Raw genomic sequence first — 10,840 nt, 5'->3', positions numbered from 1 at the left:
CGCTCAGCCAACCGCGCAGAGGCGGCACCCCCGCCTTGTTACGACCTGGCTGGCTAATCCGCTACAATCGCGGTTTACCTGATCAAATTCATGGCGTTTCATGACTAACGGCAATCAAGGCAGCACTGGCGGCGTTCAGATTCGTGGCAGCATCCCTGCCATCATTACTCCCATGCTCGAAGACGGCGGCCTCGATCTGCCGGCGTTTCGCAAACTGATCGACTGGCACATCGCAGAGGGCACGAACGCACTGGTCGTGGTCGGCACGAGCGGCGAGTCGGCCACGCTGACAGTCGAAGAACATGTGCTGATGGTCAAAACCGCAGTCGAGCACACAGCGGGCCGGATTCCGGTGATCGCGGGCTCGGGCGGCAACTCCACCGCTGAGGCCATCGAGCTCACACAGCAGGCCAAAGAGGTCGGCGCGGACGCCACGCTGCAGGTCGTGCCGTACTACAACAAGCCGACCCAGGAAGGCATTTATCGCCACTTCGCGAAGATCGCGGAAACCGTCGATCTGCCGGTGATCCTGTACAACGTGCCGGGCCGTACGGTCGCGGACATGAGCAACGAAACGATTCTGCGTTGCGCGCAGGTGCCGGGCATCATCGGTGTGAAGGAAGCGACCGGCAACATCGATCGCGCCGCGCACCTGATCAAGTCGGCCCCCGCGCATTTTGGCATCTACAGCGGTGACGATCCGACGGCGATCGCGCTGATGCTGCTTGGCGGCCACGGCAATATTTCGGTCACCGCCAACGTCGCGCCGCGCGCCATGAGCGATCTGTGCAAAGCCGCGCTTGCCGCGGACGCGAAGACTGCTCGTGAGATTCACCTGAAACTCCTGTCGCTGCATAAGAACATGTTCATCGAATCTAATCCGATTCCGGCGAAATGGGCGTTGCAGCAACTGGGTCGTGTGCAGGGCGGAATCCGCCTGCCGCTCACGCCGCTCGACGCGCAATACCACGAAGTGGTGCGCGGCGCGTTGCGCGAAGCGGGCCTGTTGGGCTAAGCGGGCTTAACCCGGCACGCCCAGCGCTAACGAAAGCCTGTTACCGGCACTCCCTTAACCGACGTCGATCCAGCCCACGTTCCCGGCACACAGAACCAGGCACCGCGTTCCAGCATCACGAAGGACCTCATGAAACGTTCCGCACTTTCCCTCCACGCAACCCGCATGGCGGCGCTGGCGCTTGCTCTGGTGACGCTCGCCGGCTGTGACTCGCTGAACGACTGGTTTGCTTCCGACCGCGTCAACTACAAGGGCGCGGGCAGCGCACCGCCGCTCGCCGTTCCAGGCGATCTGACCACTACGCAGACCGATCAGCGCTACGTCGCGCCGCCGGCCAATCTGGCGCTGGGCGGCTCGCCGCAACGCGCGGTCACCGCAGCGGGCAATTCCACCGAAGGCCAGCCGAATGCGCAAGACCCGCTGGGCATGCACATCGAGCGTGACGGCGATCGTCGCTGGCTGGTCGTCGACGGCCGCACGCCGGAACAACTGTGGCCGCAGTTGCAGGAGTTCTGGCAGGAGAACGGCTTCGCACTGAAAACCGATGCGCCGGCCACCGGCATCATGACCACCGACTGGGCTGAAAACCGCGCCAATATTCCGGACGACTGGTTCCGTCGCACGGTCGGCAAGGTAATCGACTTCGCATATTCGTCGGGCACCCGTGACAGCTTCCGCACGCTCGTTTCGCGCGGTCCGGCTGGCGCCACGGACATCTCCATCACGCATAGCGCGATGGAAGAAACGCTGACGGGTCAGGACAAGACGTCGTCGCGCTGGGAAGAGCGTCCGCGCGATCCGGCGCTGGAAGCGCTGTTCCTGACCAAGCTGATGCAAAAGTTCGGCCTGACCGACGCGCAATCCAGGCAACTCCTGACCGACGCCCGCCCGGCCACCGCGCCGGCCACGATCGACCAGAGCGCTGGCGCATCGACGCTCGACCTGCAGGAATCGTTCGATCGCGCCTGGCTGCGCGTGGGTCTCGCGCTCGACCGCACCAACTTCACCGTCGACAACCGCGACCGCTCGAAAGGCATCTACTACGTGCGTTACGCGGACTCGATGCAGGAGCTGAAGAAGGAAGGGCTGTTCGGCAAGCTGTTCTATAGCGGCAATTCGTCGAAGAAGCCGGGTCAGGAATTCCTCGTCAATGTGCGCTCGAAGGGCGACACCGTGACGCAGGTGGCGGTGCTGGACGCGAACGGGCAGGTGGATAACTCGTCCGACGCGCAACGCATCGTGACGCTGTTGCACGCACAACTGAACTAAGCGGGCTGTGCGCTTCGCCAGTCTCGGCAGCGGCAGTGAAGGCAATGCCATGCTGGTGGAAGCGCAAAGCGGCGCGACCACCACGCGCGTTCTGCTTGATTGCGGCTTTTCGGCCAAGGAAGTCGAGCGGCGTTTAACGCGGCTCGGAGCGGGCGTCGAAGGTCTCGACGCTATTCTGATTACGCATGAACACAGCGACCATATTGGCAGCGCGCTGACGCTGGCGCGTAAGTGGTCGATTCCGTTGTATATGAGTTGGGGCACCGCCCGCGCGGTGGGTGCCGACGAAGCCGACGTCGACCCGCAGGTGCTGTGGGGCGACGAAGCGGTGGCGATCGGCGACCTCAGCATCCTCCCTTACACCGTTCCTCACGACGCCCGCGAGCCGCTGCAATACGTGCTCTCCAATGGCGCGAGCCGGCTGGGTGTGCTGACCGATGTCGGCACCTCCACGCCGCACATCAGCGCGGTGCTGAGCGGCTGCGACGCGCTGGTGCTCGAATGCAATCACGATGTACGGATGTTGGCGGGTAGCCGGTATCCGCAATCGCTGAAGGCGCGCATCGGCGGCAATCATGGGCATCTGAACAACGAAGCCGCGGCTGAAATCCTGGCCTCGCTCGACCGTTCGCGTCTGCGCCATCTGGTGGCGGCCCATCTGAGCCAGCAGAACAACTCGCCGGAACTGGCGCAGGCTGCCCTGGCGGGTGTGCTGGGTGCGGCGCCAACCGAAGTAGTGGTCGCTTCTCAGGATGAAGGGTTTGCCTGGTTGAGCTTGTGATCCATCCCTGATTGTCTGGCATCGCCGTGGGCTGAGATTCGCCACTAACGCGCCGGCAGTGCAATGAAAAAAGCCCATGACGATTGCTCGCCATGGGCTTTTTCTTCAAGGCCGGCATTTCGGGCGCCGCGCCTTGCGTCAGACTTAATTGCGGTTGCCGCCGAAGATGCCGAGCAGCGCGAGCAGATTGACGAACACGTTGTACAGATCCAGATAGATCGCGAGAGTAGCGGTGATGTAGTTCGTCTCCCCGCCGTTCACGACGCGCTGGACGTCAAACAGCATGTAGGCCGAGAAGATCACGATTGCCAGCACCGACACCGTCAGCATCAATGCCGGCAGGTGCAGGAACACGTTCGCAACCGAAGCCAGCAGCAGCACGACCACGCCCATGAACAGCCACTTGCCGAGACCCGAGAAGTCACGCTTGCTGACCGTGGCGATCGTTGCCATGGACGCGAAGATCACACCAGTGCCACCAAAGGCGAGCATGATCAGCGACGGGCCGTTCGAAAAACCGAGCACGAAGCTCAGGATGCGAGACAGCATCAGGCCCATGAAGAACGTGAAGCCGAGCAGCACGAACACGCCGATGGCGCTGTCTTTAGTTTTCTGGATGGCAAACATGAAGCCGAAGGCGATCGCGAAGAACGCCAGCATGCTCATGCCGGGGCTGGTGGCGGCGAACAGCGAGAAACCGGTTGCCACGCCCACCCACGCGCCGAGCACCGTTGGGATCATTGACAGTGCCAGCAGCCAATAGGTGTTCCGCAGTACGCGGTTGCGCGTTTCGACCGTGCTGACCGCGCCATTGCGGCCAAAGCTATACGGATGATCGTTCATGGTCTCTCCTTACCTCAGAAGCGTGTTGCGTAATGGTTGTGCCGCGGTTGTGTAGCGGATTGTGCTGCGCCGGGTGGGATTTTAGCCGCCAGTCGCAGCATGTTCATCCCTAAGATTGATGCGGTGGCACGGAGTTTCAATATCCGGAAAATGTTCACACGGCTACGCTACCAGCATTCAGAAACTCCTGCCTGGAATCTTTCAATGCTGTAAGGGTTCAATCGCAATCATACACGGGAACATGCTACAATAGCGGATTCATTTGAATCTGTAACCTCTTAATTTTTTGGAGTTTTTATGGCGATCGAACGCACCCTGTCGATTATCAAGCCGGACGCAGTGGCCAAGAACGTGATCGGTCAGATCTACAGCCGTTTCGAAAGCGCTGGCCTGAAGATCGTGGCTTCGCGCATGGTTCACCTGTCGCGCGCTGACGCAGAGAAGTTCTACGCTGTGCACGCTGCACGCCCGTTCTTCAAGGACCTGGTCGATTTCATGATTTCGGGCCCGGTGGTCGTGCAAGCGCTGGAAGGCGAAAACGCGATCCTGAAGCACCGCGACCTGATGGGCGCGACGGATCCGAAGAAGGCAGAAAAGGGCACGATTCGTGCAGATTTCGCGGACAGCATCGACGCTAACGCGGTGCACGGTTCGGACGCCGCTGAAACGGCTGCAGTTGAAATCTCGTTCTTCTTTCCGCAAGTGAACGTCTATTCGCGTTAAGCGGATTTAGGCGGATTTAGGCGGGTTTCGTGCGCAGCCGTTGGATTTGTCGCACGAGTCCGCACGAACCACCCGGCAAAGTAGTAAGGTAAAGCAGCAGGGATGGGCGCGAACGGCATTGCGTTCATGCAGCTTGTTGCATGAATGTAGTCTCGCACTGAAATGGCAGGATTCGATATGACGAGCAGTTCCACCGTCAACCTTCTCGACCTCGACGCCCAAGGGCTTGTCGCTTACTGCGACAGCCTGGGCGAGAAGCCGTTTCGCGCCAAACAATTGCAGCGCTGGATCCACCAATACAACGCTGCCGACTTCGACGGCATGACCGATCTGGCGAAGTCCTTGCGCGAAAAGCTCAAAGGGCGCGCAACAATCACGATGCCAGGCATCGTCAGTGACAATATTTCGACCGACGGCACACGCAAGTGGCTGATCGACGTCGGCAACAGCAACGCAGTTGAAACCGTTTACATCCCCGAAGAAACGCGTGGCACGTTGTGTGTGTCGTCGCAGGCCGGGTGTGCGGTCAACTGCCGGTTCTGTTCGACCGGCAAACAGGGTTTCTCCCGCAATCTCACCACCGGCGAAATTATCGGCCAACTGCGTATGGCCGAATTCGCGCTGCGCGCGACGCGCGGCACGGACGGTGGGCGCGCCACGGGTGGTGACGGCAAGGGCGAGCGCGTCGTCACGAACGTTGTGATGATGGGCATGGGCGAGCCGCTGCTCAACTACGACGCGGTCGTGCCCGCCATGCGCCTCATGCTGGACGACAACGCATACGGCCTGTCGCGTCGGCGTGTCACGCTGTCCACCTCGGGCGTGGTGCCAATGATGGACCGGCTCGGCGCCGATCTGCCGGTGGCGCTCGCGGTATCGTTGCATGCGCCGAGCGACCCGCTGCGCGACATGCTGGTGCCGCTGAACAAGAAGTATCCGCTGCGTGAATTGATGGCCGCTTGTCAGCGCTATCTGAAAGTTGCGCCGCGCGATTTCATTACGTTCGAATATTGCATGCTCGACGGCGTGAACGACAGTGAAGCGCAAGCGCGCGAATTGCTGGCCGTTACGCGTGACGTACCGTGCAAGTTCAACCTGATTCCGTTCAATCCATTCCCCGAGTCGGGCCTTATCCGCTCGAAGCCGGAGCAGATCAAGCGGTTTGCACAAGTGTTGATGGACGCGGGCGTTGTCACCACAGTGCGTAAAACACGCGGCGATGATATCGACGCTGCCTGTGGTCAGTTGGCTGGTGCGGTGAAAGATCGCACGCGCCTCGCTGAGCGCACCGGGAGGGCAGCGAAAGTTATCGAGGTTCGCGCCGTGTAATCGTGCGAGACGGCAGGGCGCGAGCGTCCGGAGGAAAGACACCCGGGCGCGCGAAAACGCTCCACGCCATCCGCGATTGAAAAGAAAGTTTGCAGAAGCGATCGGAAGCGGCACACAAGGCCGCGCATTTTGTTATAAACGGTCTGCGATTCGGGTGTGGGGCTTTGGCCCACCTGGGTTGCACAAGTGAAAAAGAATCGACGCAAAAGGATTTGGGATGAGTGAGCCGCAGCACCCGCAGCCGCAGGACACAGACGCAAACGAAGGCCATCCGGCGCCGGTCGCGCGGGCGGTGGTGCAGCCTGTTGCGCAACCGGACCTGACGGGTCTGGACTCGTTGGCAGCGGTTGGCGCGCGCTTGACCCAATTGCGTGAATCGAAGGGCTGGACGATCGAAGACGTCTCGGCGCGCCTGAAGGTATCCGTCGCCAAGTTGCGTGCGCTCGAATCAGGTGACATTAGTCATTTACCGGACACGACCTTCGCGCTCGGCGTGGTGCGCAGCTACGCGAAGATGCTCGGCGCCGATCCTACGCCGTTCACGCAGGCTTTGCGCCGCGAGAAGGGCGTGCCTGCGCCGGATCTGTCGATGCCGGCTTCGTCCGGCAAGGATTTGCCGCGCGGTCGTGTATCGCTGTCGCTTGGCGGCAGCGGGCAAAAGAGCCGCTCATGGCTATGGGGCATCGCGGCGGTGATCGTCGCCGTGATCGCGCTTGGCATGTGGCATACCAATGGCGGCGAGTCGTCGGCGTGGCTCGCACGGTTGAAGGCGAGCGCTAACGGCGCCGCGGGTGGCGCGACCGGAGCATCGGGCGCGGTGGCGCAAGGTCAGGCGGCAGGCTCCGAGGTAACGGCGGAAGACGCTGCTTCTGCGCCGGAAACGCAGGCCGCGGTGGATAACGCTGCGTCGGGTACGCCGATGCCCGCCCCGCTGGCGACCGGTACGGCGCCGTCTTCCGAGCCGGCTGTCACGGCAGCGGTTGCGCCGAAGGCCGCTCCGCAGAGCCAGGCTGCGACGAAAGGCGCGAGCGCGCCGGTGGTCGCCGCGATAGGCGCGCCGGGTACGGCAATGGCGGCACCGGCTGCAGGTGAGGCGATTGTCGCGTTACGCGTGACGCAAGATAGCTGGTTCAGCGTGCGTAGCAAGGACGGCAAGGAGGTGTTCTCCGGCCTTGTGCGCGCGGGCGATACGAAGGAAGTGACGGGCGCGGCGCCTTTCAAGATCACGGTCGGCAACAAGGCGGGTCTCGAGTCGCTTACGCTCGACGGGCAGCCAGTCGATCCGTCGAAATATTCAGCAGCCAAGGGCAATGTTGCGCGCTTTGCGTTGCCTTGATAGATACGGTATGCGTCGCGACCAACCGGTCGCGGCGCTTTTTCAATTCAGGCGCTACGTCCTTTCTGTAGCGCATGCGGCGTAAATGGGTTTTTCGATGCAATCCGAAGCTCAATCCCAATCCAGTAGCAAGATCGTTTCAAACGAGCCGGTGTTTGGCGGCCACGCAGCGCGGCGCAAGTCGCACGCGGTCGATGTCCGTTGGGGCGGCCAGCTTGTCACCATCGGTGGCGATGCGCCGGTGCGCGTGCAGTCGATGACCAATACCGACACCGCGGACGCGATCGGCACGGCGATCCAGATCAAGGAACTTGCGCAAGCCGGTTCGGAACTGGTGCGTATCACGGTCAACACGCCGGAAGCGGCGGCGGCCGTGCCGGCCGTTCGTGAGCAGCTCGACCGTATGGGCGTGTCGGTGCCGCTGGTCGGCGATTTTCATTACAACGGCCATTTGCTGCTGCGCGATTACCCCGCATGCGCGGAGTCGCTGTCGAAGTACCGGATCAACCCGGGCAATGTCGGCCACGGCGCGAAGCGCGACACGCAGTTCGCGCAAATGATCGAAGCGGCGGTGAAGTACGACAAGCCGGTGCGGATCGGCGTCAACTGGGGCAGCCTCGACCAGGACCTGCTCGCGAAGATGATGGACGAAAACGCCGCGCGCGCCACGCCATGGGAAGCGCAGAGCGTGATGTACGAAGCGCTGATCCAGTCGGCGATCGGCTCGGCGGAGCGGGCTGTCGAAATCGGCCTGCCGCGCAACAAGATCATTCTGTCGTGCAAGGTCAGCGGCGTGCAGGACCTGATCGCTGTCTATGGCGAGCTGGCGCGCCGTTGCGAATTCGCCCTGCATCTCGGCTTGACCGAAGCGGGCATGGGGTCGAAGGGTATCGTTGCATCGACCGCTGCGTTGTCGGTGCTGCTGCAGCAAGGCATTGGCGACACGATCCGCATCTCGCTGACGCCGGAACCGGGTGGCCCGCGCACGGGCGAAGTGATCGTCGGTCAGGAAATATTGCAGACCATGGGCCTGCGTTCGTTCACGCCTATGGTGATCGCCTGCCCGGGTTGCGGCCGTACCACCAGCACGTTGTTCCAGGAACTGGCATCGCAAATCCAGACCTATCTGCGCACGCAGATGCCGGTGTGGCGCGATCAGTATCCGGGCGTCGAGAAGATGCACGTCGCGGTGATGGGCTGCATCGTCAACGGTCCGGGTGAATCGAAGCAGGCGAATATCGGCATCAGTTTGCCGGGTTCGGGCGAAAATCCGGCCGCACCGGTGTTCGTCGACGGCGAGAAGGTCAAGACGCTGCGCGGCGATAACATCGCGCAAGAATTCCAGCAAATCGTGAGTGATTACGTCGAGCGCCGCTATGGCCGCGCCGAAGCCGGCCGCGCCGAAGCACTCAACTAAAAACCGTCAATCGAAGACAGATGACTGAACAGAAGAAAAAGCTCGAAAAGTTGTCCGGCGTGAAGGGCATGAACGACATCCTTCCGCAGGAAGCCGGGTTGTGGGAGTTTTTCGAAGCGACCGTCAAGTCGATGCTGCGTTCGTACGGATACCAGAATATCCGTACGCCGATCATCGAGCATACGCAGTTGTTCAAGCGCGGTATCGGTGAGGTGACCGATATCGTCGAGAAAGAAATGTACAGTTTTACCGATGCGTTGAACGGTGAAAATCTGACAATGCGTCCGGAAAACACGGCGGCTGTCGTGCGCGCGACGATCGAGCACAACATGTTGTACGACGGCCCGAAGCGTCTGTGGTACATCGGCCCGATGTTCCGTCACGAGCGTCCGCAGCGCGGCCGTTACCGGCAGTTCCATCAGGTTGGTGTGGAAGCATTGGGCTTCGCTGGCCCGGACACCGACGCTGAAATCATCATGATGTGCCAGCGTTTGTGGGACGACCTTGGGCTTATCGGTATCAAGCTCGAACTCAATTCGCTGGGTCTCGCGGAAGAGCGCGCGGCACATCGCGTCGAGTTGATCGCTTACCTTGAAAAGCACATGGACGTGCTCGACGAAGAAGCGAAGCGCCGTCTGTACACGAACCCGCTGCGCGTGCTCGACACGAAGAATCCGGCGATGCAGGAAGTCGCGCAGAACGCACCCAAGCTGATCGATTTTCTCGGCGAAGAATCGCTCGCGCACTTCGAAGGCCTGCAGCGCATTCTGAAGGCGAACAACATTCCGTTCATGATCAATCCGCGTCTCGTGCGGGGTCTCGATTATTACAATCTGACCGTGTTCGAATGGGTGAGCGACAAACTTGGCGCGCAAGGCACAGTCGCGGCCGGGGGGCGTTACGATCCGCTGATCGAACAGCTCGGCGGTAAGCCGACGGGCGCTTGTGGCTGGGCAATGGGCGTTGAGCGTATCCTCGAGTTGCTGAAAGAAGAGCAGCTCGTGCCGGAAGACGAAGGTTGCGACGTTTACGTGGTCCATCAGGGCGACGCCGCACGCGAACAAGCCTTTATCATCGCCGAGCGTTTGCGCGATACGGGCCTCGACGTGATTCTGCATTGCAGCGCGGACGGGCAGACGGCGAGCTTCAAGTCGCAGATGAAGCGTGCCGACGCGAGCGGCGCGGCATTCGCGGTGATCCTCGGTGAAGACGAGATCGCCAACGGTACGGTCGGCGTCAAGCCGCTGCGCGACACAGGCGCTAACGGCGGTAAAAACGAGCAACATAACGTGCCCGCCGAAGACTTGACCGAATTTCTAATCAATGCGATGGTTGCAACCGCCGAAGACGGCGACGACTGATCGCGATATCGTCGAGCCCCCTGGCTCGACACGCACACGTATCAAGAAAGAGGAAATCGCCGGGCGATGAGTTACCACGACGAACAAGAATCGATTGAAAGTCTGAAAGCATGGTGGACGCAGTGGGGCAATGCCACCACGTGGATCGTGCTGGTGGCATTGGTCGCCGCAGCGGGCTGGAACGGCTGGAATTTCTGGCAGCGGCGTCAGGCGACGGAAGCCGCCGTGCTGTATGACCAGGTGCAGCAAGCTGTGGCATCGGGCGACAAGGCGAAGATCACGCGCGTCGCCACCGATATGGAAGACAAGTTCAGCCGCACCGCGTATGCGCAGATGACCGCGCTGGGTGCCGCCAAGGCGCTGTACGCCGCAGGCGACGAAGCCGCCGCGAAGGCCCAGTTGCAATGGACCATCGATCACGCGAAAGACGACGAGTTCAAGCAGATCGCCAAGCTGCGTCTGGCTTCGCTGCTGCTCGACGACAAGGCGTACGACCAGGGCCTCGCACTGCTCGCCGAACCGCAGTCCGATGCGTTCAAGGGCATTGTGGCGAACGGCCGCGGTGACCTGCTTGCTGCTCAAGGCAAGCGTGACGATGCGCGTGCGGCCTACAAGCTCGCGCTCGACTCGCTGTCGAAAAACGATAGCTCGGCTCGCCAGTTGATACAGTTCAAGCTGGACGCGCTGGGCGGCTAATCGCCGCATGCAGCGCGCCGCATGTAACGACCAACCGGTCTCCTTTAATTAATTTCCTGAATGCTTCGTC

General features: G+C 61.4%; 10 protein-coding genes. 9 read left to right on the top strand and 1 reads right to left on the bottom strand.

What is annotated here, in order from left to right; all coding sequences use genetic code 11:
- Window positions 1-100: 100 nt before the first annotated feature.
- From dapA to VFE81_RS26130, 3 genes are all read left to right on the top strand, one after another.
- Window positions 101-1,015 carry a 4-hydroxy-tetrahydrodipicolinate synthase gene (gene dapA, locus VFE81_RS26140; RefSeq protein ID WP_325047352.1) on the top strand — a complete coding sequence of 305 codons (915 nt, stop codon included), beginning with the start codon at window positions 101-103 and terminating at the stop codon, window positions 1,013-1,015.
- Window positions 1,016-1,144: 129 nt separating this feature from the next.
- Window positions 1,145-2,284: an outer membrane protein assembly factor BamC gene (gene bamC / locus VFE81_RS26135; RefSeq protein ID WP_325047351.1), complete on the top strand. Its 1,140-nt coding sequence runs from the start codon at window positions 1,145-1,147 to the stop codon at window positions 2,282-2,284.
- 7 nt (window positions 2,285-2,291) lie between these two features.
- Window positions 2,292-3,065, top strand: a complete 774-nt coding sequence (locus VFE81_RS26130; protein WP_325047350.1) for an MBL fold metallo-hydrolase — start codon at window positions 2,292-2,294, stop codon at window positions 3,063-3,065.
- Window positions 3,066-3,209: 144 nt separating this feature from the next.
- Here VFE81_RS26130 and VFE81_RS26125 read toward each other — a convergent pair whose 3' ends face one another.
- Window positions 3,210-3,908: a Bax inhibitor-1/YccA family protein gene (locus VFE81_RS26125; RefSeq protein ID WP_169483940.1), complete on the bottom strand. Its 699-nt coding sequence runs from the start codon at window positions 3,906-3,908 to the stop codon at window positions 3,210-3,212.
- 297 nt (window positions 3,909-4,205) lie between these two features.
- Here VFE81_RS26125 and ndk point away from each other — a divergent pair, with 297 nt between their 5' ends.
- The 6 genes from ndk (at window position 4,206) to VFE81_RS26095 (ending at window position 10,770) form a co-directional block, all read left to right on the top strand.
- On the top strand, window positions 4,206-4,631 hold the full coding sequence (gene ndk, locus VFE81_RS26120; protein WP_325047349.1) for a nucleoside-diphosphate kinase: 426 nt from the start codon (window positions 4,206-4,208) through the stop codon (window positions 4,629-4,631).
- A gap of 177 nt (window positions 4,632-4,808) precedes the next feature.
- The gene (gene rlmN / locus VFE81_RS26115) at window positions 4,809-5,960 is read left to right on the top strand and encodes a 23S rRNA (adenine(2503)-C(2))-methyltransferase RlmN (protein ID WP_325047348.1); all 1,152 of its coding nucleotides are present in this window, start codon (window positions 4,809-4,811) and stop codon (window positions 5,958-5,960) included.
- 217 nt (window positions 5,961-6,177) lie between these two features.
- Window positions 6,178-7,296, top strand: a complete 1,119-nt coding sequence (locus VFE81_RS26110) for a helix-turn-helix domain-containing protein (protein WP_325047347.1) — start codon at window positions 6,178-6,180, stop codon at window positions 7,294-7,296.
- 85 nt (window positions 7,297-7,381) lie between these two features.
- Complete coding sequence (ispG, locus tag VFE81_RS26105; RefSeq protein ID WP_325047346.1) at window positions 7,382-8,713, top strand: flavodoxin-dependent (E)-4-hydroxy-3-methylbut-2-enyl-diphosphate synthase; 1,332 nt, start codon at window positions 7,382-7,384, stop codon at window positions 8,711-8,713.
- 20 nt (window positions 8,714-8,733) lie between these two features.
- The gene (hisS, locus tag VFE81_RS26100) at window positions 8,734-10,074 is read left to right on the top strand and encodes a histidine--tRNA ligase (RefSeq protein WP_325047345.1); all 1,341 of its coding nucleotides are present in this window, start codon (window positions 8,734-8,736) and stop codon (window positions 10,072-10,074) included.
- A 66-nt stretch (window positions 10,075-10,140) separates the two neighbouring features.
- Window positions 10,141-10,770 carry a YfgM family protein gene (locus VFE81_RS26095; protein ID WP_325047344.1) on the top strand — a complete coding sequence of 210 codons (630 nt, stop codon included), beginning with the start codon at window positions 10,141-10,143 and terminating at the stop codon, window positions 10,768-10,770.
- The last annotated feature ends 70 nt before the right edge of the window (window positions 10,771-10,840 follow it).

It is taken from the genome of Paraburkholderia sp. (genome assembly GCF_035656215.1).
Lineage (GTDB): Bacteria > Pseudomonadota > Gammaproteobacteria > Burkholderiales > Burkholderiaceae > Paraburkholderia.
Note: the sequence above shows the minus strand (reverse complement) of the source record. Positions and strands in the feature narration are given on the sequence as shown.

Bases quoted from the DNA above. Each gene is read 5' to 3' on its own strand.
- VFE81_RS26110 (WP_325047347.1), top strand. From the start codon at position 6,178: ATGAGTGAGCCGCAGCACCCGCAGCCGCAGGACACAGACGCAAACGAA.
- ispG (WP_325047346.1), top strand. From the start codon at position 7,382: ATGGGTTTTTCGATGCAATCCGAAGCTCAATCCCAATCCAGTAGCAAG.
- VFE81_RS26095 (WP_325047344.1), top strand. From the start codon at position 10,141: ATGAGTTACCACGACGAACAAGAATCGATTGAAAGTCTGAAAGCATGG.
- dapA (WP_325047352.1), top strand. From the start codon at position 101: ATGACTAACGGCAATCAAGGCAGCACTGGCGGCGTTCAGATTCGTGGC.
- hisS (WP_325047345.1), top strand. From the start codon at position 8,734: ATGACTGAACAGAAGAAAAAGCTCGAAAAGTTGTCCGGCGTGAAGGGC.
- bamC (WP_325047351.1), top strand. From the start codon at position 1,145: ATGAAACGTTCCGCACTTTCCCTCCACGCAACCCGCATGGCGGCGCTG.
- ndk (WP_325047349.1), top strand. From the start codon at position 4,206: ATGGCGATCGAACGCACCCTGTCGATTATCAAGCCGGACGCAGTGGCC.
- VFE81_RS26125 (WP_169483940.1), bottom strand. From the start codon at position 3,908: ATGAACGATCATCCGTATAGCTTTGGCCGCAATGGCGCGGTCAGCACG.
- rlmN (WP_325047348.1), top strand. From the start codon at position 4,809: ATGACGAGCAGTTCCACCGTCAACCTTCTCGACCTCGACGCCCAAGGG.